Annotated in this window: 22 protein-coding genes; 18 read left to right on the top strand and 4 right to left on the bottom strand. The window is 38.9% G+C overall.

Annotated elements, in window-relative coordinates; genetic code table 11:
• Nucleotides 1-24: 24 nt before the first annotated feature.
• Nucleotides 25-2,853: a S9 family peptidase gene (locus LV83_RS12460; protein ID WP_111611854.1), complete on the bottom strand. Its 2,829-nt coding sequence runs from the start codon at nucleotides 2,851-2,853 to the stop codon at nucleotides 25-27.
• 157 nt (nucleotides 2,854-3,010) lie between these two features.
• Nucleotides 3,011-3,601, bottom strand: coding sequence for a hypothetical protein (locus LV83_RS12455; protein ID WP_111611853.1), 591 nt, complete (start codon nucleotides 3,599-3,601; stop codon nucleotides 3,011-3,013).
• A gap of 313 nt (nucleotides 3,602-3,914) precedes the next feature.
• Between LV83_RS12455 and LV83_RS12450 the strand changes: the two genes are divergently transcribed.
• The 11 genes from LV83_RS12450 (at nucleotide 3,915) to LV83_RS12400 (ending at nucleotide 12,971) form a co-directional block, all read left to right on the top strand.
• The gene (locus LV83_RS12450; RefSeq protein WP_111611852.1) at nucleotides 3,915-4,388 is read left to right on the top strand and encodes an Lrp/AsnC ligand binding domain-containing protein; all 474 of its coding nucleotides are present in this window, start codon (nucleotides 3,915-3,917) and stop codon (nucleotides 4,386-4,388) included.
• Between the two features lie 233 nt (nucleotides 4,389-4,621).
• Entirely contained in the window at nucleotides 4,622-6,067 is a 1,446-nt protein-coding gene (sufB, locus tag LV83_RS12445) for a Fe-S cluster assembly protein SufB (RefSeq protein ID WP_111611851.1), read from the top strand.
• A gap of 35 nt (nucleotides 6,068-6,102) precedes the next feature.
• The gene (locus LV83_RS12440; protein ID WP_111611850.1) at nucleotides 6,103-6,495 is read left to right on the top strand and encodes a four helix bundle protein; all 393 of its coding nucleotides are present in this window, start codon (nucleotides 6,103-6,105) and stop codon (nucleotides 6,493-6,495) included.
• Nucleotides 6,496-6,542: 47 nt separating this feature from the next.
• Nucleotides 6,543-7,307 (top strand): Fe-S cluster assembly ATPase SufC, encoded by a 765-nt coding sequence (gene sufC / locus LV83_RS12435; RefSeq protein ID WP_111611849.1) that lies wholly within the window; start codon nucleotides 6,543-6,545, stop codon nucleotides 7,305-7,307.
• Between the two features lie 22 nt (nucleotides 7,308-7,329).
• Nucleotides 7,330-8,598 carry a Fe-S cluster assembly protein SufD gene (sufD, locus tag LV83_RS12430; RefSeq protein WP_111611848.1) on the top strand — a complete coding sequence of 423 codons (1,269 nt, stop codon included), beginning with the start codon at nucleotides 7,330-7,332 and terminating at the stop codon, nucleotides 8,596-8,598.
• A 3-nt stretch (nucleotides 8,599-8,601) separates the two neighbouring features.
• A complete protein-coding gene (locus LV83_RS12425; RefSeq protein WP_111611847.1) occupies nucleotides 8,602-9,825 on the top strand; it encodes a cysteine desulfurase in 1,224 nt (407 codons plus the stop codon).
• Complete coding sequence (locus LV83_RS12420; RefSeq protein ID WP_111611846.1) at nucleotides 9,822-10,253, top strand: SufE family protein; 432 nt, start codon at nucleotides 9,822-9,824, stop codon at nucleotides 10,251-10,253. Before LV83_RS12425 ends, LV83_RS12420 begins: the two co-directional genes overlap by 4 nt.
• Nucleotides 10,246-10,602, top strand: a complete 357-nt coding sequence (locus LV83_RS12415) for an iron-sulfur cluster assembly protein (RefSeq protein ID WP_245947045.1) — start codon at nucleotides 10,246-10,248, stop codon at nucleotides 10,600-10,602. The genes LV83_RS12420 and LV83_RS12415 overlap by 8 nt, the downstream gene beginning before the upstream one ends.
• Nucleotides 10,603-10,627: 25 nt before the next feature.
• Nucleotides 10,628-11,050 carry a BrxA/BrxB family bacilliredoxin gene (locus tag LV83_RS12410; protein WP_111611845.1) on the top strand — a complete coding sequence of 141 codons (423 nt, stop codon included), beginning with the start codon at nucleotides 10,628-10,630 and terminating at the stop codon, nucleotides 11,048-11,050.
• Between the two features lie 240 nt (nucleotides 11,051-11,290).
• Nucleotides 11,291-12,577 (top strand): citrate synthase, encoded by a 1,287-nt coding sequence (locus LV83_RS12405; RefSeq protein WP_111611844.1) that lies wholly within the window; start codon nucleotides 11,291-11,293, stop codon nucleotides 12,575-12,577.
• Nucleotides 12,578-12,710: 133 nt separating this feature from the next.
• Entirely contained in the window at nucleotides 12,711-12,971 is a 261-nt protein-coding gene (locus tag LV83_RS12400; RefSeq protein ID WP_111611843.1) for an acyl-CoA-binding protein, read from the top strand.
• Between the two features lie 45 nt (nucleotides 12,972-13,016).
• Here the strand turns inward: LV83_RS12400 and LV83_RS12395 are convergent, their stop codons facing one another.
• A complete protein-coding gene (locus LV83_RS12395; protein WP_111611842.1) occupies nucleotides 13,017-14,006 on the bottom strand; it encodes a bile acid:sodium symporter family protein in 990 nt (329 codons plus the stop codon).
• Nucleotides 14,003-14,752, bottom strand: coding sequence for a TrmH family RNA methyltransferase (locus tag LV83_RS12390; protein WP_111611841.1), 750 nt, complete (start codon nucleotides 14,750-14,752; stop codon nucleotides 14,003-14,005). Before LV83_RS12390 ends, LV83_RS12395 begins: the two co-directional genes overlap by 4 nt.
• A gap of 19 nt (nucleotides 14,753-14,771) precedes the next feature.
• Here LV83_RS12390 and tamL point away from each other — a divergent pair, with 19 nt between their 5' ends.
• The 7 genes from tamL to LV83_RS12355 all read left to right on the top strand — a co-directional run bounded on the left by tamL (nucleotide 14,772) and on the right by LV83_RS12355 (nucleotide 25,396).
• On the top strand, nucleotides 14,772-17,195 hold the full coding sequence (tamL, locus tag LV83_RS12385) for a translocation and assembly module lipoprotein TamL (protein WP_111611917.1): 2,424 nt from the start codon (nucleotides 14,772-14,774) through the stop codon (nucleotides 17,193-17,195).
• Nucleotides 17,196-17,214: 19 nt separating this feature from the next.
• Nucleotides 17,215-18,126, top strand: a complete 912-nt coding sequence (gene hemF / locus LV83_RS12380; protein ID WP_111611840.1) for an oxygen-dependent coproporphyrinogen oxidase — start codon at nucleotides 17,215-17,217, stop codon at nucleotides 18,124-18,126.
• The gene (locus LV83_RS12375; RefSeq protein ID WP_111611839.1) at nucleotides 18,123-18,701 is read left to right on the top strand and encodes a phosphatase PAP2 family protein; all 579 of its coding nucleotides are present in this window, start codon (nucleotides 18,123-18,125) and stop codon (nucleotides 18,699-18,701) included. Before hemF ends, LV83_RS12375 begins: the two co-directional genes overlap by 4 nt.
• Before the next feature lie 465 nt (nucleotides 18,702-19,166).
• Nucleotides 19,167-20,333: a hypothetical protein gene (locus LV83_RS12370; protein WP_111611838.1), complete on the top strand. Its 1,167-nt coding sequence runs from the start codon at nucleotides 19,167-19,169 to the stop codon at nucleotides 20,331-20,333.
• Nucleotides 20,334-20,337: 4 nt separating this feature from the next.
• Nucleotides 20,338-22,737, top strand: a complete 2,400-nt coding sequence (locus LV83_RS12365; RefSeq protein WP_111611837.1) for an OmpA family protein — start codon at nucleotides 20,338-20,340, stop codon at nucleotides 22,735-22,737.
• Between the two features lie 239 nt (nucleotides 22,738-22,976).
• Nucleotides 22,977-24,200 (top strand): porin, encoded by a 1,224-nt coding sequence (locus LV83_RS12360; RefSeq protein WP_170124569.1) that lies wholly within the window; start codon nucleotides 22,977-22,979, stop codon nucleotides 24,198-24,200.
• A complete protein-coding gene (locus tag LV83_RS12355) occupies nucleotides 24,200-25,396 on the top strand; it encodes a BamA/TamA family outer membrane protein (protein ID WP_111611835.1) in 1,197 nt (398 codons plus the stop codon). Before LV83_RS12360 ends, LV83_RS12355 begins: the two co-directional genes overlap by 1 nt.
• Nucleotides 25,397-25,441: the final 45 nt, after the last annotated feature.

Below are 25,441 nucleotides of genomic sequence, written 5' to 3'. Positions count from 1 at the left end.
CGTTATGATTCAGGGCTTTTTTACTTAATCCTCTAACTCATATTTAAGCGTCTTCCCTTTCTGAACAGCAGGCAGACCCTCTGACATCCAAAGTGGTGCAGGAGCTCCCTTTAGGTAGTGGTCAAAGAACTGACTGAGTCTTACCGAAAGGTCTTTTCTATTTTTGCGTTGAACAAGGTTATGATCTTCTCCATTGTACTGAAGAAGCCAAGCTGGTTGATGCAATCTTTTCAACGCCATAAACATTTCGATTCCCTGATACCAAGGCACTGATCCATCTTCGTCATTGTGCATTATTAATACGGGAGTTTTCACACGATCCATAAAGAACAAGGGAGAATTCTCCAAATAGTAAACTGGCTTTTCCCACAGAGTACCTCCTATTCTGGATTGAGTTTGCTCGTACTGGAACATGCGACTCATGCCTGTTCCCCATCGAATCCCTCCATAGGCCGAAGTCATATTCACCACTGGCGCACCAGCACCTGCAGCTTTAAACATGTCGGTTTGAGTGATCAGGTAAGCCACTTGATATCCACCCCAGCTCTGCCCCTGAATCGCCATATTTTTAGCATCTACAAAGCCTTTTGCAACAATGGATTGAACACCTGGAATAATACAGCTATAGGCACTTGGCCCTGGCAGTCCCAACTCATATTTGATATCTGGTACAAATACCAAGTAGTCGTTACTTACAAAATATGGGATATTAATCGTGGATGCACTTGGTGCGGGAGCTCTGTAATTGTGCAATCCATCACTATTTCGCTCGTAGAAATAGACCATCATTGGGTATTTCTTTGAAGCATCAAAATTCTCTGGCTTGAACAGTAAGCCTTGTAATGGATCACCTTCACTGCTCAAATAATCCACTAATTCCACAGAACCCCAATTCACATTGGCTTGCTGAGGATTGAGGTTGGATACCTTTTTAAGATTCTTGAAACTTAGATCGGTTAGGTAAAGATCAGGATTCTCTTGGTAGGTGGATTTGTTTAAAATAAGCTCTGAACTCTCCTTTGCTTTGCTCAACCCTGAATAACGATTTGCAGTCATAATCAACTTTTTTGGAGCTGATTTTCCATCAAAAGTACCAGTGAAATAACCTGCATCCTTTGTTACTTCATTGAATGCTGTAAGCAGCAATTGTCCTTTAGGATCAATACTTCGCTCTTCCCGGTCCAAATCCTGTCTTCTAAAAACAATTGAAGCCTTTCTTCCTTCTCCTTGAGTCAGGTTGACAGCAGCAGATGGGTTTTTAGGATCAATTTTCCAAATATCGAATCTATCATAGACCAGAAACGCCTCATCACCAGCTAACCAACCTGCATTTCCATAGCTTCCAGGAAGTGATGGAGAGTCATGCAATTCTTCATAAAACACCTCAGAAAGTTCTTTGGTGAGGTTTATTTTAGCTTTCTGTGCAACATCATAAGCTACCCAGCTACTATCACGTCCATCATACCAGTAGACATACTTGCCCTCTGGAGAAATGGATGGAAACCCTGAAGCATCTTTTTCGATCAAGGTCCTTGAACCATCGGTAAAATCTATCAAGTACAAATCTCTACCAATCTGAATATCCCAACTGTAATTGATTCGATATGGATCATCCGAATAAGCTAAGCCAAAATCACGTTCCACTTTTGATTCCAAGCTCACATTTTTCACATCCAAATCTGCTAGCTGCGTAATTTTATCTGTGTTCAGATCTATCGCTGCTAGATAGGAAAATCGCTCTTCTCTCCCTTTATTTTTGAGTTGCATGGGTTGAATCTCCGAATCTTGCCATGCCCAAATATCCAGACTTACTCTATCTTCATCTAAAATTGTGGTATCACTTTCGTAGCTGTAATCCACATAATCCGGAGCTACACCAAAAAACAGTCGTTCTTCATTCTCAGAAAATTTAAGATTGCCATTTTCGCTGATTCTCCCATTACTTAAAATGCCCTCAGAATCTTTGGTTGCGATTTCCTTTGGCTCACCCTTGTTAGTCTCAACTAGAAAAACAGAATGATACGGTTTCTTGGCCTTGGCAGAATCGTCAGTAGCTAGATACGCGAGGTATTTCGCTTCAGGGGAAAATGTAACCTCAGAATACGAAGTCATGCCTTCAGAAATCAGTTTGCTTTCTCCACTGGTAAGGTTAAGCAGGTATATAGCCGCGTTGTCTAAGGTATCTTCCTCAGCCAAGACATATTGAAGGAAATCACCATTCTTGGAGAAGCTGTAGGACTTTACCCGTTCAAAATCATAGCTCAACGTTCCGTCCAATTTTCTCACTTTAAGTAAGGTTCCGTCAGTTTTTTTAGGTTTTTCAGCTTTGGCAGTAGAATCAGCTTCAACATCCTTATCCTCTTTTGCTTTCTCTTTTTTCTCCTTTTCAAAATGAATAGCAATCCAGGTTCCTGCTTCCTCAGGGAGAGCAAATGATTTTACACGTGGAAGCTTTTCCATTTTATCTTCAGCCATATTGTAAATGAAGAGGCTATCAGAAGGCATATCTTCCTTCTTAGTCTTTTTCAATTTCAATACATAAACCGAATCTGTCTCAGGAACTATTCGTCCTACAGCATACAAATCATCTGCAGAAAAGTCAAAAGAAGAAGCTCTAGGGATAACCTGACGCTGATTTGGGTCTTTAAAGGATAAAATCTCCAATCTTCCATCTCCGTCCTGAGGGGAAATTTGATAGCCTACCCATTTCCCGTTTTTAGTGATTTTTTCAGAAGCCATTCTTTCCCAACCATCATAATCTGCATGGGTCAGTGGTCTTTTCTGTTGGGCAAAAAGAATTTGCGATCCTAGGAGCAGTACAACAAGCACAGCTCCTATTTTGTGAAATTTCATAGTAAAGTAGATTAGCAGTTAGAATAGTAACAAGAACCTAAAAAAAGCATTTTCAAATAAACTCTTTGAAAAATCAGTTAACAGGTACCCTTCAAAAATAAATTGCACATATTCTATTCACTAACCGCTTAAAAAAAAAGCTGGAAAAACCAGCTCACTACTTTTGGATAATTAACTCAAATGTTTCTAATCCATAGGTCTCAAAACCGGGGACTGGCTTACAATCAGGCAATTTTCTAAGCACATAGTCAATACGTTCTTTTAAACCCTTGTCAACATCACCTTGTACTTCAAAGCCAATTAATTTTCCTATAGAATTTACTTGAAGCAAAATTTTCACCTCTTCAACAGCCGCAGATTTTTTTGTTCGAAATAAAAAAGGAGAAAAACTATCTATGATATTAAGTGTACTTTCAGACCAAACCCAGTGTGAGTTGAGGTTATTGGCTAAGTTATTTTCGACGGCAGTAAGTTGAGAAAAAATTAAATCTGATGGGTACGAAGTTTCTTCAGAGCTGGAAACTGTCTCTACACTTCTTAATTTCAGCTTATTATACTCTACAAAACCATGCTCCGTGAAAGCGTATTCATTGGATACCTGCGCAACCAATGCATTACCGGCTAGCGGCGTGCACAAAAAAAGGATAATGAATAAATTACTTAATACTCGTAAAGAGCCCATATTGATGTGATAGAAGTATGAAAGCAAAAATACAGTATTTAAATTTTCAAATACAATTTTATGCATTATAAATTTTCAAAAGAAAACAAAAAAGTCTTGCCAAAAGCAAGACCCTTTTCAGAATATAAACCCAAATATAACTTTAGAGATTAAAAGTTTCAGAAGAAAATTAACTAAAATTTGGAAATGCAAATGATCTCAAATTTTAATTCGACTTTTTACTCTATGAACAAAATATTCAATTGAACATTTATATCGAGTCCAAAGTAAGTAGATTTTACTTTTAATTACAAATTGAAAAAAAAATTTTGCTATATTTTGAACAATCTCTAATTTACAGGCAGATTTATTAACAATCATCCAAAATCACTCGGTAAAAATGGACAAAATTTTAGATATCGATAACATAGACTTGAAGATCATTTCTCTTCTGAATGAAGATGCGAAAACTCCATATACGGAAATCGCAAAAAAAGTCTTTGTATCCTCAGGAACAGTTCATGTTCGAATGAAGAAACTTGAAGATATGGGTATCGTGAAAAGTGCGACTTTAAATATTGATTTCTCTAAACTGGGATATGACATTTCCGCATTTTTAGGAATCTATCTTGAAAAAAGCTCCTTATATGATACAGTAATCGAAAAACTCAAAACAATTTCCGAAGTAGTAAGTGCTTATTACACGACAGGAAATTATTCGATTTTCGCAAAGATCATATGCAGAGACACCAATCACCTCAGATATGTACTTGACAATATCCAAAAGGTGGAAGGAATCGACAGAACAGAGACTTTAATTGTTTTGGAAGAATCCATAAACAGACCTATACAGTTTTTTGACAAAGAAAAATAAGCCAATTAAGATTAAATCTAAATAAAAGATTTAGGCAAATGCATATAAAACGAAAAGTATTGAACCTTCAATACTTTTTTTTTGTAAAGACGGTATAGAAAGGACATTGAGGGCATTTTCTATCGAACGTATGTATACTTGATAGAATTATCCAATGAGTAAAAACATATTATTTTCATTATATGTTGTACCTTCGCCGTTAAAATGTAATTAGTCTAAATAACTCAGCAACAATGAGCAAAGACAATCAAATTTTAGAAGAACTAACATCAAAAGAATACGAACACGGATGGTCAGTAAACTATGAAGCCGATGAGGCTCCTGTGGGTTTAACTGAAGAAACTATTCGATGGATATCTGCCAAGAAAGAAGAGCCACAATGGCTTCTTGATTGGAGATTGAAAGCGTTCAAAACATGGGAGGCCATGTCAGAGCCTAAGTGGGCAAATGTTCACTACCCAAAAATAGACTTACAGGCACTTAAATACTACTCTGCACCAAAACAGACTAATAAGCCAAAGAGTTTGGACGAAGTAGATCCTGAATTGTTAGATATCTATAAGAGATTAGGAATCAATTTAAACGAACAAAAGAAACTTCAGGGAATTGCAGTAGATGCAGTTCTGGACTCAGTTTCTGTTGCTACTACATTCAAAGGGACTTTATCCAAGTTGGGAATTGTTTTCTGTTCTTTCAGCGAAGCAGTAAAAGAGCACCCAGAATTGGTAAAGAAATATTTGGGGTCGGTTGTACCTATGACCGACAACTATTATGCAGCGCTTAACTCAGCTGTTTTCTCAGATGGATCCTTCTGCTTTATTCCAAAAGGTGTTCGTTGCCCAATGGAGCTTTCCACTTATTTCAGAATCAACGCGGCAAACACAGGTCAGTTCGAGAGAACACTGATCGTAGCTGAAGACGAATCATACGTTTCCTACCTAGAAGGATGTACTGCTCCCCAAAGGGATGAGAATCAATTGCACGCAGCAGTGGTAGAAATCTACGCTGGAGCTCATGCAGAAGTCAAATATTCAACTGTTCAGAACTGGTTTCCAGGTGATAAAGAAGGAAAAGGCGGGATTTACAATTTCGTAACCAAGCGAGGAATCTGCGCTGGTGACTTCTCCAAAATCTCTTGGACACAGGTAGAAACAGGGTCAGCTGTGACTTGGAAATACCCTTCTTGTATCCTTAAAGGGGATAATTCAATTGGTGAGTTCTATTCTGTGGCGGTTACTAATAATTACCAACAAGCAGATACGGGAACAAAAATGATTCACATTGGTAAAAACACCAAATCAAGAATCGTTTCCAAAGGTATTTCCGCAGGAAAATCCCAAAACTCATACAGAGGTCAAGTGCAGGTGATGAAGCGTGCTTCTAATGCGCGTAACTTCTCTCAGTGTGATTCCCTATTGATGGGTGATCGCTGTGGGGCACATACTTTCCCCTACATCGATATAAACAACCCTACAGCGAAAGTAGAGCATGAGGCGACTACTTCAAAGATCGGTGAAGATCAGTTGTTCTATTGTAACCAAAGAGGTATTGCGACAGAAGACGCTGTTGCTTTGATCGTTAATGGTTACGCAAAAGAGGTGTTGAACCAGTTGCCGATGGAGTTTGCTGTGGAAGCGCAGAAGTTGTTGGCACTTACGTTAGAAGGATCGGTTGGTTAATGGAATTTGAGATTAGAAATTTCTGATTTGAAATTATGGCAACCATCACTCGTTTTGAAGATTTAGACATCTGGAACAAGGCGAGAGAATATTGCAAGGATATCTTTGACCTAACCCAACTGGAAGGTTTTAAGAATGATTTCAGTCTGAAAAATCAAATCAATTCATCTTCAGGTTCTATCATGGATAATATAGCTGAAGGCTTTGAGCGAGAAGGAAATAGGGAATTTATTCAATTCTTAAGCATTGCTAAAGCTTTATCAGGAGAGTCAAGATCTCAACTTTACAGAGCTTTTGACAGATCATATATCACAGAAGAAACACTTAATGTAACTAGTGAAAAAAGTCTCGAAATCAGCAAGTCTTTTTCTGGCTTTATAAAATATTTAAAGGACAGTGAGATAAGGGGAAACAAGTTTAAAATCTAAAAATAAGGTTGCCCCAATTTCAAATATCAAATGTCAAATTTAAAATTATGTTAACTATAAAGAATTTGCACGCCTCTATCGAAGGGACTCCAATCCTAAGAGGTATCAACTTAGAAGTGAAAGCAGGAGAAGTTCATGCGATCATGGGACCAAACGGTTCGGGTAAATCTACTCTTGCCTCAGTTTTGGCAGGTAGAGAAGAATATGAAGTGACTGCAGGAGAAGTTTCTTTCAAAGGAAAAGATTTGCTTGACCTTTCTCCAGAAGATAGAGCAAGAGAAGGTGTTTTTCTTGCATTCCAATACCCTGTGGAAATACCAGGCGTTAGCTCGACTAACTTCCTGAGAACTGCAGTAAATCAAGTGAGAGAATACCGTGGAGAAGAAGCCCTTGACGCGGTGAAGTTCTTGACTTTGATGAAAGAAAAAATGAAACTGGTAGAAATGGATCAGAAGCTTTTAAGCAGAGCTTTGAACGAAGGTTTCTCTGGTGGAGAAAAGAAAAGAAACGAGATCTTCCAAATGGCGATGCTCGCTCCTACCCTTTCTATTTTGGATGAAACAGATTCTGGACTAGATATCGATGCGCTTCGTATCGTTTCAAACGGAGTGAATCAGTTGAAATCAAAAGACAACGCAACGATCGTGGTTACTCACTACCAAAGACTATTGGATTACATAGTTCCTGATTTTGTACATGTTCTATACAATGGACAAATTGTAAAATCAGGCACCAAAGAGCTTGCACTAGAGCTAGAAGAAAAAGGATACGACTGGATCAAAGAAGAAGTTGACTCCAAGGCGACCGTTTGATTTTCATCCTAAAACATCACTCATGAGTACGCTTATTAAGCAAGATATACTTGTGGAATTATTGGCAAATGCAGGAACTGGATTTGAGCAAGTTCGTGCTACTGGAAAGGAAGCTTTCCAAGCCCAAGGATTCCCTACCAATAAATCAGAAGAGTATAAATTCACGGCGATCACCAAAAAGATCGAGCAAAGTATTCAAAACTTTGCGGCAGCAGGAGCTTTTGAAGTAACTGCAGCGCAGGTGAAAGAGCATGTATTTGAAGGATACGCAGGTGATGTGTTGGTATTTGCCAACGGACATTTCCAGCCTGAACTTTCATCTACTGTTGATGGAGTGGAGATTTCACCACTTTCTGACAAAGCAAACACAGCTCTTGGAAGTATTGCCAAGCCAGAGAAAGATCCATTTTGTGCTTTGAATCAAAGTTCTTTCGACGGAGGAATTTTTATCTCCGTGCCCAAGAAAGCTCAGATTCAGAAGCCTATTTTATTCTTGAATTTCTTCCAAGCAAATGCTGGTCAAGTTATTCAACCAAGAGTTTGGATCGAAGCAGGTGATTTCGCAGAAGTAACTTTCATCAATCACAGTGTGAACTTTAGTGACGCATCCTACTTTGTAAACAAAGTCGTAGAGGTCAAAGGAGGCGTTAACACTCAGATCCGATATTACAAGTTGCAAAATGAAGGCAAAAACGCGATAGAGGTCAGCAATATCGAAACTGATATTCAGAAAGACGGAAGATTCACCTCAGTGAATGTTTCTCTATCCGGGGAAATGGTGAGAAACAACCTGAGCCTGAATATCCTTGGAAGTAATTCTGAAGGAAATATGTACGGGCTGTATTTGCTGAATGGCAAAACTCACGTGGATAATCACACCAATGTAGACCATACTGTTGCGCATGCCGAATCAAATGAGCTTTATAAAGGAATTTTAGCCGATAGCTCAAGAGGAGTTTTCAACGGAAAAATCTTCGTAAGACAAGACGCGCAGAAAACCAACGCCTTCCAGCAAAACAACAACATTCTTCTTTCGGAAGATGCTGTGGTCAATACCAAACCGCAACTTGAAATCTGGGCAGATGATGTGAAATGTTCTCACGGTTGTACTACTGGTCAGCTGGACGAAGAAGCATTATTCTATTTGCAAGCAAGAGGAATCGCCAAAGATCAAGCGAAAGGCTTATTGCTATATGCTTTTGCAGGAGAAGTGTTAGAACATATTACGGATGAAAGCTTCCGTGAATATTGCATCGCAAAAGTTCAGGAACGCTTAGGAAGTAACTTCTAAGAAATGGGATTAGACATAGAAAAAATCAGAGGTTTGTTCCCTGTACTTCATCAAGAAGTGCATGGCAAACCTTTGGTCTATTTTGACAATGCCGCTACGACCCAAAAGCCTCAAGCTGTACTTGATGCGCTGACTAATTACTACGAGAAAGACAATTCCAATATTCATCGCGGCGCTCATGCGCTAGCTGATCGAGCAACTCGGTATTTCGAAGAAACCCGAGAAGCTATTCAGCAATTCATAAATGCACGTGAAGCTGCAGAGGTGATTTTCACCAAAGGGACTACAGAAGGCATCAACTTGGTGGCTTCAACATATGGGAGAAAATTCGTGGAAAAAGGTGACGAAATCATCATTTCTACACTGGAGCATCACTCCAACATTGTGCCTTGGCAAATGCTCTGCGAGGAGAAAGGCGCTATTCTAAAGATAATTCCGATCAACGAGGCTGGAGAGATTCTTTTCGAAGAATTCGAAAAGTTACTTTCTCCTAAAACCAAATTGGTCAGCATAGTTCACGCATCTAATGCACTTGGAACCATCAATCCAGTCAAACAAGTAATTGATGCAGCACATGCAGTGGGCGCAAAGATTCTTTTGGATGGAGCGCAAAGTTCCAGTCATTTGCAAATCGATGTGCAGGCGTTGGATTGTGATTTCTTTGCTTTCTCAGCCCACAAACTATATGGCCCTACAGGACTGGGTTGTTTGTATGGGAAAAGAGAAGTATTTGAAACCATGCCTCCTTATCAAGGTGGTGGAGAAATGATCAAAGAGGTGACCTTTGAAAAGACTACCTATAATGAAATTCCTTTCAAATTTGAAGCAGGCACACCCAATATTGGAGATGTGATCGCTTTCAAAGCAGCGATTGACTTCATCAATGAAATAGGGAAAAATGCAATCAAAGCCCATGAGGATGAGTTGCTTACCTACGCTAACGAACAACTAACCCAAATCAAGGGTTTTATACCCGTAGGAACAGCAAAAGATAAAGTCAGTGTACTTTCATTCAACATTAATGCGATGCATCCTTACGACGTGGGGATGATGCTAGATGCCAATGGTATTGCCGTCAGAACGGGTCACCATTGTACTCAACCATTAATGAAAAGATTTGGTTTGGAAGGAACTGTGAGAGCCTCCTTTGCTGTTTACAACTCGAAATCAGAAATAGATAAATTGGCAGAAAGCGTAAGCCGAATCGCCAGAATAAAAAATAAATGAGCAGTATTCAGGAAATTCAAGATGAGATAGTTTCGGAATTTGAAATCCTAGGAGATGACAAAGAATCCACCATTTATTACATCATGGAATTAGGCGGAAGCTTGGAAGATTTCCCTGAAAGTGAAAGAATAGAAGAGAATACAATCAAAGGTTGTCAATCGAAAGTTTGGTTGATCGCTGATAAAGAAGATTCTAAAGTTCATTTCCAAGCAGATTCCAACACAGATATTACAAAGGGATTAATCTCGCTTTTATTAAGAGTCTTAAATAATAGAAGGCCAGAGGAAATTATTAATGCAAAACTTGATTTCGTAGAGAGAATCGGAATGGGCTCAATCATCGGAAGTCAGAGGTCAAATGGCTTTGCTTCTATGATCAAGCAAATTAAATTATATGCCTTGGCTTTTCAAACCAAGCAAAATGCCTGATAATATGTCGACAGAAAGCAAAACAGAAACATCAGTAGGACAAGTTGAAAATCTAAAGGAAAAGGTCATCCAAGCCATTAAACTGGTCTATGATCCAGAAATTCCTGTGGACGTATATGACTTAGGCTTAATCTATGAAATCACTGTTTATCCTGTAAACAACGTGTATGTTTTGATGACACTGACATCACCTAATTGTCCTTCAGCGGAATTTATTCCTTCAGAGATCAAGGATAAAATCCAGCAGATTCAGGGAATCAATAATGTGGAAATTGAATTGACATTTGATCCACCTTATTCACAGGATATGATGTCTGAAGCAGCCAAACTTGAATTGGGTTTTCTCTAAATAAGAACTTTAAAACGGTAAAAATATGTATCCAGAAGAATTGATCGCTCCAATGAGAGCGGAACTTTCCAACGTAGGATTTGAAGAGTTCAGAACAGCTGAGCAAGTTGCAACGCATCTTGGTCCAGACCATAAAGGCACTACCCTAGTTGTAGTGAATTCAGTTTGCGGTTGCGCGGCAGGAGCTGCTAGACCAGGCGTTACTTACGCAGTAGAAAATGCATCAGTAAAACCTACTACACTTGCCACAGTATTTGCAGGCAATGATAGAGATGCTGTTGAGAAATTAAGAGAGCTATGTCTTCCTTATCCTCCATCTTCTCCAGCTATGGCGCTGTTTAAAGATGGAGAACTGGTACATTTCATCGAGCGTCACCACATTGAAGGTAGAAATGCAAAAATGATCGGCGACCACCTAGTGGAAGTATTTGAGCATTTTTGTGCATAAAATTAGCCCTGAGGGGCTTTTTTTATTCCAAAAAACAAATAGTCAGGGGTTTATCTAGTGATTTACTTTGGTTTTTGTGTAAAAACTTCAGTATTTAAAATAATATATTTTGAAAAAAAACACTTTTCGCAAGATTATTATCCCATTGAACACATTCAAAAGCCAAAAAACAACCTGAGTTTATTATCTTAAGGCCCTAAAACGAGGTTTTTTAACATACGCAATCCAAATAATAATTATATGTCTGAATCAGCTAAGCTTTCTTTCAAAGGACAAGAATATGAGTTTCCGGTAATTACTGGAACTGAAAATGAATCTGCGATAGATATCGCAAAACTTAGAGCTTCCTCAGGTCTTATCACCCTTGACCCAGGATACAAAAACACAGGAGCAACCACAAGTGCAATTACTTTTTTGGATGGTGAAGAAGGGATTCTTCGCTATAGAGGTTACAGAATTGAAGACTTGGCTGAAAAGTCAACTTTCCTTGAAGTTTCCTATTTATTGATATACGGAGAACTACCTACTCAAGCACAGTACGAGGATTTCTCTAAAGAAATTACTCATCATACGCTTGTACACGAAGACATTAAGAAGATTCTGGAGGGCTTTCCTTCCAATGCTCACCCGATGGGAGTACTTTCTTCCATGATTTGTGCATTAACTGCATTCTACCCAGATTCATTGAATCCTAATAGAACCGAAGAGGAAGTGAACCTAAGCATTATTCGTTTGATAGCTAAGATGCCAACTTTCGCAGCTTGGGCTTACAAGAACGAAATGGGTCATCCAGTAAACTACCCAGACAATTCTCTGGACTATTGCTCAAACTTCCTTAAAATGATGTTTGCACTTCCTGCGGAAAAGTATGACGTAGACCCAGTAGTTGCTTCAGCATTGGACAAGCTTTTAATTCTTCACGCAGATCACGAGCAAAACTGTTCTACTTCAACTGTAAGAATTGTAGGTTCTTCCCAAGCAAGCATCTATGCTTCTATCTCAGCTGGTATCAATGCACTTTGGGGACCACTTCATGGCGGAGCTAACCAATCGGTGATTGAAATGCTTGAAGCGATCAAAGCTGATGGCGGAGATGCTAAAAAGTACTTGGACAAAGCTAAAGACAAAAACGATCCGTTCAGATTGATGGGCTTTGGACACAGAGTTTACAAGAACTTTGATCCAAGAGCAAAAATCATCAAAAAAGCTGCTGACGACGTGCTGGAGAAATTAGGCGTGAATGATCCAGTATTGGATATCGCAAAAGAACTCGAGCAAGCTGCATTAAACGATCAATACTTCATCGATCGTCAACTCTATCCAAACGTAGATTTCTACTCAGGTATCATTTATAGAGCTCTTGGAATTCCTACCGATATGTTCACCGTAATGTTTGCCTTAGGAAGACTTCCAGGTTGGATCGCACAGTGGAAAGAAATGCGTGAAAATGGTGAGCCAATTGGCCGTCCAAGACAAGTCTACACTGGCGAAAATGAGCGTGATTACGTATCCATGAATAAACGCTAAGCGTAGATGCATATCCCCTTAAATAGAAATGACCAGCTAGAATCAGCTGGTCATTTTTTTGTTTTATATCAAAAACATTGTATTACCTCAGGTGTTAAATTTGGACTTTCACCTTTAATCAAACAAAAAAATAATGTCAATTAATACTTTTGAAGATGCAGTAGCATTAACAAAGAAATTCACAACCAAACCAAGTAACGAAGAATTATTAAAGCTGTACGGCTTGTACAAACAAGCCACTGATGGTGACAATGAAACAGAACGTCCTGGAGGATTTGACTTCAAAGCTGCCGCCAAGTATAATTCATGGCTAAACTTTAAAGGCTTATCCAAAGAGGAAGCTGAACGGAAATACCGTGAATTAGTAGATGAACTTGCTAAAAAATACAGGTAAGAAATAAAGGCTTGGAAAATTTCCAAGCCTTTTCATTTTTCAGCTTTACTCTGCTTTTTTTGCCATTCTAGAGGCAATTATACTTCCTGCTATTAATTGCTGTATGTGGTAAAGCATTACGGGTAGCAACACGATTCCAAATAATGCCGGATCTGGGAAAATCACTTTACCAATAACTACTCCCTGAACCAAGGATTTTTTTGACCCACAAAAAAGCGCTGTAACCTTATCCTGCCAGCTAAATCCCAAAATCCTACACAAAAGGTAGATTAAGAACCAAACCAGAAAAAACAACGCCAGCATCGTCGCTCCCACCTCAAGTAATAAGGATATTTTATACGGAGAAAATACTTGCTGAGAAAAAGACTGCGAAAAAGTCGTAAACACGATAATCATGATCACGGTCTGATCTACGTATTTTAAATGTCGGATGTGTTTCGAGATTTTCGGATACAACCAACTATGAGAAACTACGCCCAAAACAACCGGAAGCAACACCTTAACGGATAGCTCTAGAAGTGTCGGTAGGTATTCCATCTGGATATCCGCCGAGCCTGCCAACACTCCCATCCATGCTGGGGTGATGATTATTCCCAGCAAACTCGAAATACTGGCATTGAATATGGCCCCTGGAATATTCCCTCCAGCTATGGAGACCATCACTACTGAAGCACTAACAGTAGAAGGCAACACGGATAAATAGGTAATTCCAATTTTGAAATCCTTATCAATCCAAGTCATGGAGGAAGACAAGAGAAGAACTAGCAAAGGGAAAAGCAAAAAAGTAGCCGCTTGGATAAGGACATGCAGTTTCCAATTGGACAAGCCAGATTTCAGCTCAGAAGGGTTGAGTTTGACTCCGTAGAAAAAGAACACTAACCCAATTCCAACATTAATTATCGGTTTCCATGGCACAGGAGACTGGTTTGACCCAGCAAAGGGAAACAACCAAGCAAAGAAAATAGCAGCAAGTAAACCAAATAAAAACCCATTGATGCCAACCTTGCTAAGTATGTTGGCTAATTTTCCAATCATACGCTGGTTAGTCTTTTGAAGTTATCGCAAATAATGGCAGTAGCTATAGCCACATTCAAGGATTCAGCTTGGCCAAAACCTGGGATTGTCACCTTGTTTGTTACCATATTCTCAAGTTCTCTAGATATGCCATTGGATTCATTGCCCATCAAAATTACTCCATGTTTGATCTTTGTCATTTGATGCACATTTTCACCATCTAAAAATGCACCATACACGGGAACATTCCATTTGCTGAAAACATCCTTTAAATCTGCATAGAAAAAGCTGACACGGGTAAAGGACCCCATACTCGATTGAATTACTTTGGGGTTGTAGAAATCAGCCGTTTGCTCTGAAAAAACCAAATTTTTGATCCCATACCAATCAGCAATTCTAATTATGGTTCCGAGGTTTCCTGGATCACGCACATCATCTAGGCCGACTACAAAATGACCTTGAGGAAAATCATAAGGGCTATTTGATTTCATCTGCACCACTGCTAAGGCACTATCATTGCTTTGATATTGACCTAGGGTTTCCAATTGATTTTGGGTAACCAAAATCACCTGAGCAGCTGATTGAGAAATGATGCTATTATGCTTTTCGAAAAAAGAATCTGTAGCAACAAGTAACTCCAGCTTAAAATCTGAGTTTAAGACTTCTAAAACACTCTTTTCACCTTCCACAAAGAACTTTTGCTCCTGATTTCGGAATTTCTTTTGATGTAAGGATTTAATAAACTTAACTGTATTTTTGCTAAGCATTCGGATCGACTCTGCCATTTTGAAATTCACCAAATATATACTTTTTATCTGTGTCCTTTGGGGCATGTATGCTTGCTCATTGAGTAAAAACCTGACTGATGGTGAGTATTTCCTTGATAGTAATGAACTTAAAGGAGTAAAAAAGGCAGACCCTTTGGAGGTCGAAAATTTATTTTTCCAGGAGCCTAACACAAAAATCCCACTCACCAATTCATCTCTCGGTGTTAGTATTTACAGATTTGGCCGGCTTTTTTATGACTCTGCCAGAGTGAGTGAAAAATTAGAGACAAAACAATCTGAACTACAAGAAATCAAAGCGACTCTTGATGAGGAACAGGGTAATCGAAAACTCATTAAAAGAAGAGATAAAGTCCAGACAAAAATTCAGGATCTGGAAAAGATGGAAGAGTATGGAAATTTCCTGATGAGAACAGGAAATCCGGTGACAATTCTAGACAGTGCAGAAACCAAAAAAACTGTCACAGAAATAGATAATTACCTTTATAATAAAGGCTTTTTGGATGCTGAAGTCTCCTTTGAAGTAGAGACAAAAAAGAAAAAGGCGATAGTGACCTATATCTTGGATGAAAAAGAACCCTACGTTCTAGATTCTATTTATATCAATTCTGAGAATGAAGGATTACTAGCCTTGATCAAGGAGACAAAAGAGGAGTCTTTTATAGTAAAAGGAGATAGCTACGATCAAAGCAATTTTACCAAGGAAAGAACTAGACTGGAAGAGCTTTTCAAGAACAATGGGTATTACATGTTCACCAAAAGTTTTATCGATTACAATCTTTACTACGACACCACTTCTAAGAAAATCAATGTTGAACAGCGAATTCTAAAGCCTTCTTTTGCTGAAAAACATGAGGTCTATAGTGTTGATTCGATCACGTTCAAAATAAGTCCCCCAAGTGATGAGTTTGTTGATGAGAAAGTTCAACAAAACTATCGGAATATTGACTTTACATTCTACAGGGATAGATTCTCGCCCAAACTGCTCAGCTCAAGAATATTGTTTGACGAAGGGCAAAATTACAAGCGTATAGACATCGTAGAAACTCAAAAGCAACTTAGTAACCTAGACCTCTTCAGGTATATAAATATTTCATTTGATACTGTAGGAACTCATCTTACGGCAAAGATCCTAACTCAGCCGAATCAAAAATATCAGCTGACCAATCAGCTTGGTTTGAGCATAACGGAGCAATTGCCTGGACCATTCTTTAGTACAGTTTTGAGAAACCGAAACTTCTTCAGAGCTGGAGAAATCCTGGAGTTCAACGCGCGAATTGGGTATGAAGGAGTAGCATCAGCAACTGACCAAGGCGTCTATCAAAGTAGAGAATTTGGGGTGTCTGCCTCTGTTATTTTCCCTAGATTTCTTATCCCGTTTTATGGGAAAAGCTTACAGAAGTTTGGTCAGTATAATCCCAACACCAGAACCCAGCTTGGCTATAATTACACTAATCGTCCAGAATACACCCGGTCAGGCTTAAATGCACTTCTTGCGTATACTTGGGTTACCCGTGGCAATAGACAGCAGTTTACAATCAATGCGGCGGATATAAATTACATACGAACACCTAATATTTCTGAGGAATTCGGCCAAGTTTTGCTGGATCTTGAAGACCAAGGAAACAACCTAATTTGGTCCTTTCTTCCCTCTTTAATCAGTAGCGTATCTGCTCAGGCCATCATCAACTTCAATGATTACGGAAATTATACCTCAACAAATAAAGCGTCGCTACTTAAACTATTTGTAGAGAGTGGCGGAACTACTCTGAATTTTGTAAACGCTTCTAGCAACAATGAAACTACTGATTTTGCCAGATTCCAATGGCTAAAACTTCAAGCTGATTTCAGAAGATATTATCCTTTAAACCAAAAGTCTACTCTAGCCTACCGAGCTAATTTTGGAATAGCAAACCCCTATGGAGTCAGTAGCGGCATTCTTCCCTACGAAAAATATTTCTTCGCAGGTGGAGGGACAAGTATTCGTGCATGGCAGGCTAGGCGATTAGGACCAGGAAGCTACACCCCTCCTATTGGTGAAGAAGGGCGGTATGATTATGCCTTCGAGCAACCGGCAGAGATGATCTTTGAAACCATGCTGGAATATAGGAGAAACTTAGCCGGTTATTTCGATATGGCAGTTTTTGTCGATGCAGGAAATGCATGGATGATTGGCACGGACAATTCACGGCCAGGATCTGATTTTAGATTTAATAGGTTTTATAAAGAAATAGCAGTTGGAACAGGAGTAGGTTTGCGAATGGATTTTAATTTCTTGGTGATTAGACTTGATTTGGCAACAAAAGCAGTAGATCCATCTATGCCTGAAGGTGAACGCTGGGTGTTGGATAATTTATCATTCAACAGACTCTTCGGCCTAAAAGGCCAAACAGTGCTTAACTTTGGCATAGGTTATCCTTTCTAAAAATAGAATTACAATAAAAATGTCACGTAAGAGTAAAGAAGAAATAGCTGAAATCTACCGCCAGATCCAAGATTATATCTGTACACAACTAGAAATAGCTGATGGAACTGGGCAGTTTATGGAAGACAAGTGGGAAAGATCTGCTGGCGGTGGAGGCAGAACCCGTATTTTTAAAAATGGGGAAATTATAGAAAAAGGTGGAGTTGCTTTCTCTGCTGTTCATGGGGCAACGCCTGATAAAATTCTAAAAAAGCTAAACCTGGACAAGACCGACTTTTTTGCGACTGGTGTTTCTATAGTCCTACATCCAAAAAGCCCAATGGTCCCAATTATCCATATGAACATCCGTTATTTTGAAATGGAAAATGGAGAATATTGGTTTGGAGGAGGAATAGATTTAACTCCTCACTATGTAGATAAAGCTGACGCAAAATACTTCCACCAAGAAATAAAAAAGGTCTGCGATCAATTTAATGCAGACTATTATCCAAAATTCAAGAATTGGGCGGATGATTATTTTTACATCAAGCACAGAGACGAAACGCGTGGAATTGGAGGTATTTTCTACGATAGGCTAAAGGCCAAAGATGATCAAGAATTTGAGAACATTTTGCAATTCAGCTTATCGTTAGGACGTTTATTTCCAGATATTTACGGGTATTTTATGAAGAAAAACTCTCAAATTCAATTTGGTAAAAATGAAAAGGCATGGCAAAGTCTGAGAAGAGGACGCTATGTGGAATTTAATTTAGTTTGGGATGCTGGAACTAAATTCGGATTGGACACGAATGGACGGACTGAGAGTATATTGATGAGCATGCCTCCCATGGCTGCGTGGGAATATATGCATGAACCTGAAATCGGTTCAAAGGAAGAGTTTACCCAAAAACATCTTAAAAAAGGCATTGACTGGTTACATTTTTCACAATGATCGAACAAATCAAGAATTGGGATGAGCAGCTTTTCTTAAAGCTAAATTCCTTTCATGTCTACTGGCTGGACGAAATTGCATTTCAACTATCCCAAACATTAGTTTGGGTGCCATTCTATGCAATTCTGGTTTACTTTATCTATAAGGTAGAACCCAAAAATAGTTGGTGGGTATATGGGGGTCTGGCACTAAGCATTCTCATAGCAGATCAGTTCACTTCCGGTTTCATGAAGCCCTTTTTCGAAAGACTCAGACCTTGCCATGATGAGCGATGGAGTGACATGATCTATAATTATGGCCGATGTGGTGGTTTATATGGATTTGCATCGTCTCATGCGGCCAATACATTTGGTTTAGCAGTTTTTCTAAATTTAAAAATGAAAGGGAAATTACGTTTTCTCCCTTGGTTGTTTTTATGGGCGGCTGTGATATCCTACACCAGAATTTATCTGGGCGTGCATTATCCTTTGGATGTCATTGTAGGAGCACTAGTCGGGCTTCTTGCTGGACTCCTTAGTTGGTTTATAGTGGTATTTGTAAGGCGGGAAATTCTGAAACTAATTCTGAAAGGCTAACTCATTGGAACTTCATTCGAGAGCGCTAGATACTACTTTTATCTAAGTATACCTGACTATTTAGTATTTCATTCCATAGCCATTCTAACAGCATAAATCAAACGAGGACATAAAACCTAAAAAGGTAATAAAGGAACCTATTTGCCCAAATAGGAGTTTTATGGACGATTGTATTTATCTGAAAAAGAAAACTACCCAAAGTAATCGCATGTAAACCGAAACCGGTTAATGCATGATTTTCAATTCTTTAGAGTAAAAAGGGTATATAAATCCATTTGTAATCTAACACTTGAGCTGATTTACAGTTTTAGATATACTACAGCATATTTACAATATTGAAGTTTTAGCAACGTAGCAGCAGATCACCCTCTTGACGGAGCACTCACTACCAAAGCAGCTTATTCTGACTTTGGATTTTAGGTAGGCTATCCCTGCAACTTCAAAAAATTCACTTATCAATAGATTATGAAGAAAATGATACTTAGTGTATTGGTCATTGTGTTTGTTGCACTTGAGCTTCATGCACAGGTCACTACGATTAACTTAGACCTTGTCACCGGAAAAATCAATGGCGGAATGCCACTTCCAGCTGAAAAGGAGTTTTACATACAGGGTGCAATTCCTGAAGAAATAGAAATGGTGAAACTCCTAATCTATCCATCGAACAAAACAGAAAAGTCAGGCTACACGTATTTCTGGAAAACTCCATTCGGATACAAGGATCTCTCTTATCAAGTATTAATGGCAGATCCTTTGCGCTCAAATACTAACTACCATTTAGAATTCGGCTACTATCAGAAAGCTGGTGCAGATCAGATAATTGAAGTTCGTGAGCTGATTCATCAAAATATCAAAACCTACCTAAGTACAGTCACTACGATCAAAAGAAGACGTATTAAATTTTCTGAATCCGATGAGGTGCTAATCAACAATCTTTCTAAGATAGTCAATCAAGGAGCCTACTATTTTGAGCTACCAAACGGAGACAAATTTCCTGGATTCAGTGATATAACCAGAGCAAAATTAGCCCAACGGGGTAACTTAAAATTGGGCAAGGCAAAGCTCAATGTGACCGGATTGGACGAGACTGACAATGCCAGAGCTGTATATGCTGAGCAGTACATATCAGAGTTGGAAAAAATCTTATTCTCGGAGGTAGAGCAGTTCTTAAGTCCTAACATGCTAGTAAGAGTAGACGAAACTATTTTTGAAAAATACAGTACTGAAAAAACGTCAAATTCTTTACCTATCAATATAGGATATGGAGCGATATCTCTAAGTAAACGATTACCAGATCAAGAGTTTGTAACAAGTCCTTATGCTGGCCTCTCATTCCCACTCGGGAACCGAACATTCGCCAGATTAATGAATAATATGTCAGTATCCACAGGTTTCTTTTTATCCAATAAAATTGAAAATCAACTCAATGAGAAAATATCAGGCCCAGTATTAGACAGGCCTATTTATGTAGGTCTGGGATATAATTTCTTCAGAGTCATCAGGCTAAATGCTGGAGGTACCTTTATCACCACAGAGCAAGCGGGTGGTTCTAATGTGAATAGTTTCCAACCTTTCGTGGGAATAAGCGCAGAATTCAATCTTTGGTTGGGTATAGGAAGCAAAAAAAGATAAGGATATGAAAAAGCTAATTTTATTAATTCTCGCTTTTGCCTTTGCTTTTTCTGCTCAGGCCCAATTACATGGCTACAAGTGGAGATTTGGAGCGAGTGCGGGTACTACTAATTACCTGGGAGATATAAGACCTTTTAAACTGGATAACTTCCAAAGTTTCACCAAATACTATAAGCGTTACCAAACCTACTCAGATCAATTGTCTTATCAGGTTTCTATAGAATATGCGCTGGGAAATTCGGTGGGATTAATGCTTACAGGAGGTAGCTACCAGTTTGGTTCTAGCGATAGGTTCATCCAAAATGATGGAACGCTATTTACAGAAAGTCCTTCTTTCGACAGAGCACTTAATTTTCAAACTGATGTATATGATGCTGGTTTGTCCTTTGTGATCAAGCCTGACAACAACTGGCTTTTGTCAGGAAAATCATTCTTTGCTCCCTACATCACACTAGGAGCCGGTGTCCAAAGCTTTAATGTACACGGAGATCTCCTGGATGCTAATGGCAATCGATATGACTACAGCAATCCAAAAGTACTTCCAGACGGAAGTTTCGAAACTAATCTAACCAACTTAGGAACTGAAAGATCGGATAACTATAAAACCACCTCATTCTATGCAAACTTGGGGTTAGGAGTCAGATTCCGAATCACCAAAACCTTAGAAATCTTTGCTCAATCTGATTTTAAGAGAACGAATACCGATTATCTTGACGATGTCTCAGGAGTTTATAGGGCTTCTTATGCTAATGATTTTCAAGAATATGCCGCAAAACCAGGAACGAATGTAGTTACGGCAGAAAACCCATATCGTGGAATGGAGAATGGCCGACCTGATTGGTACATCTATCACGGTATAGGAATAAAATTCAGTTTGGGCGCTAATAAAACAGCATTTAATCCACCGGTTATTACACAGCGCTACAGCTACATCCCTACTGAGGTTTCCAATGTTCAACAAGCAAAGGGAGATTCGGTTTCGGTAGAAACTATTTCTTCGAGTAATGTCCCTGTGACAAATAATTATTTTACGGTGGTTCAGCTTCCCTCAAATGAGCAATCAAGTATCAAAAGCAACACATCAGAACTTGATTCAGCTACCTTAGACCAAATTAATGCGGCATTAGACTCTATCAAAACAAACCAAGCAGAGCTTTATGATGAAATAGAAGCCACCAAGCTTCAAATAGAAGAAATTGATCGTGATCTAACGCTTGCACTCAGCCAACAGGATTCAAGTATATCTGCTGAGGAGACTTTGGTTCGTCTGAGAAGTCTAGAAAGTGAAAAAGTCATCGCGCAGGAAAAAATTAAAAGCTTGAAGAGCGTCGCATTAGAAAATAAGTTCAAGATGAATTTAGTGGATGCTTTAAAAATAAGAACTACTCAATCTTCGACTCTAGAATATGAATCCATGTCGAAAGAACTACTCATATATCCGGGTCAGGTGAGCAGAATAAGCTATTCCAGCAGTCCGCAAATTCTTAGATTGGATTCAGCTAGTCAAACATCTACCACTACTGAAACTGCGGCCATGGCAGCAGCCCCAGAAAAATATCCAGAGACAAGAACAAGAAATGATATTGATGAAGAAATGGCAAAATTCCGTAAGGAGATGCTTTCTGCACAGGCTACCAGGGATTCAGCTATGATAATGGCCATAGCCAATATGAACCGTCCTGTCATAGAAGCTCCTAAAAGGCAAGAAAATGTGCCTCAGGAATTTACTATTAATACTCAGGCAGTGGAGGATGATGCCTCTGAAAAAGAACTTGAGAAAAACCAGAAACAGCTGGAACAGTTACAAAAAAAAAATAATGAATTGCTTAAAGATGCACTGCTAGTCGGTGCAACAGCCGCATCTACCGCAGCAATTTCATCACAGAGAACCAATAGATCCGATGATACTACGTCTTCAAATGACTCTACCCTTAGGGCTAGGATTGCCATGGACTCTCTGATTATCGATAGCTTGTCTACTATACCACGAGAAGTAGATACTGTGACAGTTGTTGATACTGTGAAAGTGACAGAAACAGAAGTAGTTGAAAAAAACATAGAGACTTTGCTCAATGAAAGTAAAGTTGAAGTGTACTTCCCGATCAATGCCTATACCCTATCAGATCGAGAGCAGAGTAAATTAGCTCCTGTTTCTGAATATTTGAAGAAAAATCCCGAAGCTATTGTCGAATTGGTTGGGTTTGCAGACAATACTGGCTCAGTTTCTTACAACCTTACGCTGACTGAAAAACGAGTTGAAGCCGTTACCAAAACGCTTACGGATTTTTATGAAATAGACTCAGATCGAATAACAGTAAGTAATGGAGGCCTGATAGTTAGAGGTAGATCAAAAGGATCTGTGGAAACAGATAGAAAGGTGGAAATACGTGTACTTAAAAAATAGGTATAATTAAATGCACCCTTCTATTTTTTGATAACAACGGCATAGCTACGCATATGATGCTTATAAATCTAGTGTCGGAGGCCATATAAGATAGTTTGCTGAATAGCTGGTTATAGAAAGCCAACTCACTGTGTAGATCAGTTTTAGACCAAAAGCATCGGAATATTCAGAATATTCTCGGTGCTTTTTGCGTTATTTGCCCTTCATTATTTCAGTCTTTCCCTCAAAACTTATTTCAGGTGCACTGCAAAATTGCCTTAAAAACAGTATTACTAGGTTTTATCTTAGTATTTAGTTTCAACTCAACTTTCGGTCAAGAATCAGACACTACTAAAAGTATCTCCGAAAAAAAGGAATCATTCCTCAATCATACCTCAAAAGGATTTATCCTAAAAAGTGAAGACGGTAAGTATGAAATGCAAATCGCAGCGAGATTGCAGCTTAGGTTTGCGCTACCAGATGACCAAGACCCAATAACTTTCGCTGATTTTAGAAATCAGGATCAACGCGTTTTCAAGATAAATAGAGCCAGATTAAAAGTTGGTGGCCATGCTTATCAGCCTTGGATAAAATACTACTTTGAGTATGAGCTATCCCAAAGTCTCTTGCTTGACTATAGAGTGATGATCGAAAAATGGCCTTGGCTTAATTTTAAAGCTGGCCAATGGAAGGTAGAATTCACACGAGAAAGATTCATTAGTAGTGGTGATCAGCAATTAGTAGATAGATCACTTTTGAATAGAAAATTTACCGTAGATAGACAACAGGGCGTAGAAGTCTATGGAAACCTTAACGGAGGTGGAATTGCCAATTTCAACTATTGGGCAGCTATTTTAACCGGAATGGGAAGAGGCGCACGTCAAAATGACGATTCGAAGATGATGTATTTCGGAAGGTTTCAATGGAATTTTCTCGGCAGAGAAGTCCCTTTCTCAGGAAGTGATTTGAAGATATCACAAAAACCAGCAGCCATAATCGCAATCGCGGCAGTGAGCAATACGAGTCCTTACACTAGGTTTTCAACTTCTGGAGGTGGAAATCTTTCCGGGTATGAAGGCACCAACGACGGTCAATATACTGTAAAACAGTATCAGATTGAATCAGCATTTAACTATAGAGGTTTCTCCTGGTCAAGTGAATTTCATCGTAAAAGTATCTACGATAACTTTGATGAAATAGAGACGAACCTTGGTGGATATTATCTAACAGCAGGTTATCTTGCTCATCAAGCACTGGATTTTTGGCCAGAACCTTTGGAAATAGCGTTTAGGTATGCAGTAGTTAACCCAGATCTGGATATTTCAAGCAATAAACAACGAGAAGCGGCAGTGGCATTCAACTGGTTTTTTGCAGGGCATAAAAACAAGTTAACCACAGAGCTTACTCGATTTACATTTGAAGACAAAGAATTACCTCAGGATAATGAATTACGATTTAGGCTACAACTAGACATCTCTTTCTAATGACTCGAATCTCCATTTTTCTTCTGCTTTTCTGGATCAACTTATCTGTTTTAGCACAAGAATCGGTAGTCTATAAACCCAATCAGATTCGAAACTTCAAACTAGTGCCCTTACCTGCAATTGCCTCAAACCCAGCAAATGGCTGGCTATTTGGCATCGCACCTTCAGCGACATGGAGGATGGGAGATCCAGAAAATACGCATCTATCAAATTTGGTCGGAAACCTACTCTACACCACCAAAAAACAATGGTTGATTAGTTCAAGAAGTAATATTTTCCTCGCAGATGACAGTTGGATTTTAGTTGGAGATTGGCGCTACTTCATTACCTCTCAGCCTACGTTTGGATTAGGAAGTAAAAGTCCGAATGAGCCTATAGAAAACCCAAATCAGCCTGGAGTGTGGTGGGGAGAGCAACAAATGGACTACAATTGGGTACGTTTTTATGAGACAGTTCTCAAGAGAATCTCAGACTCAAAATTTTATTTAGGTGTTGGTTATCACCTTGATATCTATTCCAAAATTGAAAATTTTATTGATCAAGAGGTAAACCAAGATCTTACTTTTTCGAATGATTATTACAATCAGACAAAGGGGTTTGATTTAGATAAAAATACACTCTCAGGCTTTACTGTCAATGCTGTCATGGAAAACCGGGATTTGGCAGTATCTCCCTATGAAACCAACTTTGCATTAGTTTCCTATAAAATCAACCCCGAATTTCTAGGGTCTAACCAATCTTCATCCACTCTCCTACTTGATTACCGACATTATTTCCCCCTTAGTGAGAAAAGGAAAAGGCACTTAGTTGCTTTATGGGGCTATGGCAACTTCCTGGTTTCTGGAGAATTACCGTACATGGCTTTACCTTCTATCGGGTATGACATGTTTGGCCGATCAGGCAGAGGTTATTCTCAAGGCCGTTTTCGTGGAGAAAGCATGGTATACACAGAAGCTGAATATAGGTTCCCTCTTCAAAAAAATAAAGAGACTTTTGGAGGAACTGTATTTGTAAATGCGGCTAGTTTTGGGAGCAAACTCACTCAGGAAAAGCTATTCTCCCAAATAAATCCTGGATATGGACTTGGATTTCGGGTGATGATAAATAAAGAAAACCGAACTACAATCTCCGCCGATTATGGATTTGGACAAAAAGGAAACTCTGGATTTTATTTGAATATTAATGAGTCTTTTTAATTCAAAAGACTAGTAAACGTCATAAAAAAGCCCCGAGAGTAAATA

It is taken from the genome of Algoriphagus yeomjeoni (assembly GCF_003259505.1).
GTDB lineage: Bacteria > Bacteroidota > Bacteroidia > Cytophagales > Cyclobacteriaceae > Algoriphagus > Algoriphagus yeomjeoni.
The sequence above is the reverse complement of the archived record's forward strand: the minus strand, read 5'-3'. Positions and strand labels throughout refer to the sequence as shown.

Bases quoted from the DNA above. Each gene is read 5' to 3' on its own strand.
- LV83_RS12460 (WP_111611854.1), bottom strand. From the start codon at position 2,853: ATGAAATTTCACAAAATAGGAGCTGTGCTTGTTGTACTGCTCCTAGGA.
- LV83_RS12455 (WP_111611853.1), bottom strand. From the start codon at position 3,601: ATGCATAAAATTGTATTTGAAAATTTAAATACTGTATTTTTGCTTTCA.
- LV83_RS12450 (WP_111611852.1), top strand. From the start codon at position 3,915: ATGGACAAAATTTTAGATATCGATAACATAGACTTGAAGATCATTTCT.
- sufB (WP_111611851.1), top strand. From the start codon at position 4,622: ATGAGCAAAGACAATCAAATTTTAGAAGAACTAACATCAAAAGAATAC.
- LV83_RS12440 (WP_111611850.1), top strand. From the start codon at position 6,103: ATGGCAACCATCACTCGTTTTGAAGATTTAGACATCTGGAACAAGGCG.
- sufC (WP_111611849.1), top strand. From the start codon at position 6,543: ATGTTAACTATAAAGAATTTGCACGCCTCTATCGAAGGGACTCCAATC.
- sufD (WP_111611848.1), top strand. From the start codon at position 7,330: ATGAGTACGCTTATTAAGCAAGATATACTTGTGGAATTATTGGCAAAT.
- LV83_RS12425 (WP_111611847.1), top strand. From the start codon at position 8,602: ATGGGATTAGACATAGAAAAAATCAGAGGTTTGTTCCCTGTACTTCAT.
- LV83_RS12420 (WP_111611846.1), top strand. From the start codon at position 9,822: ATGAGCAGTATTCAGGAAATTCAAGATGAGATAGTTTCGGAATTTGAA.
- LV83_RS12415 (WP_245947045.1), top strand. From the start codon at position 10,246: ATGCCTGATAATATGTCGACAGAAAGCAAAACAGAAACATCAGTAGGA.
- LV83_RS12410 (WP_111611845.1), top strand. From the start codon at position 10,628: ATGTATCCAGAAGAATTGATCGCTCCAATGAGAGCGGAACTTTCCAAC.
- LV83_RS12405 (WP_111611844.1), top strand. From the start codon at position 11,291: ATGTCTGAATCAGCTAAGCTTTCTTTCAAAGGACAAGAATATGAGTTT.
- LV83_RS12400 (WP_111611843.1), top strand. From the start codon at position 12,711: ATGTCAATTAATACTTTTGAAGATGCAGTAGCATTAACAAAGAAATTC.
- LV83_RS12395 (WP_111611842.1), bottom strand. From the start codon at position 14,006: ATGATTGGAAAATTAGCCAACATACTTAGCAAGGTTGGCATCAATGGG.
- LV83_RS12390 (WP_111611841.1), bottom strand. From the start codon at position 14,752: ATGCTTAGCAAAAATACAGTTAAGTTTATTAAATCCTTACATCAAAAG.
- hemF (WP_111611840.1), top strand. From the start codon at position 17,215: ATGTCACGTAAGAGTAAAGAAGAAATAGCTGAAATCTACCGCCAGATC.
- LV83_RS12375 (WP_111611839.1), top strand. From the start codon at position 18,123: ATGATCGAACAAATCAAGAATTGGGATGAGCAGCTTTTCTTAAAGCTA.
- LV83_RS12370 (WP_111611838.1), top strand. From the start codon at position 19,167: ATGAAGAAAATGATACTTAGTGTATTGGTCATTGTGTTTGTTGCACTT.
- LV83_RS12365 (WP_111611837.1), top strand. From the start codon at position 20,338: ATGAAAAAGCTAATTTTATTAATTCTCGCTTTTGCCTTTGCTTTTTCT.
- LV83_RS12355 (WP_111611835.1), top strand. From the start codon at position 24,200: ATGACTCGAATCTCCATTTTTCTTCTGCTTTTCTGGATCAACTTATCT.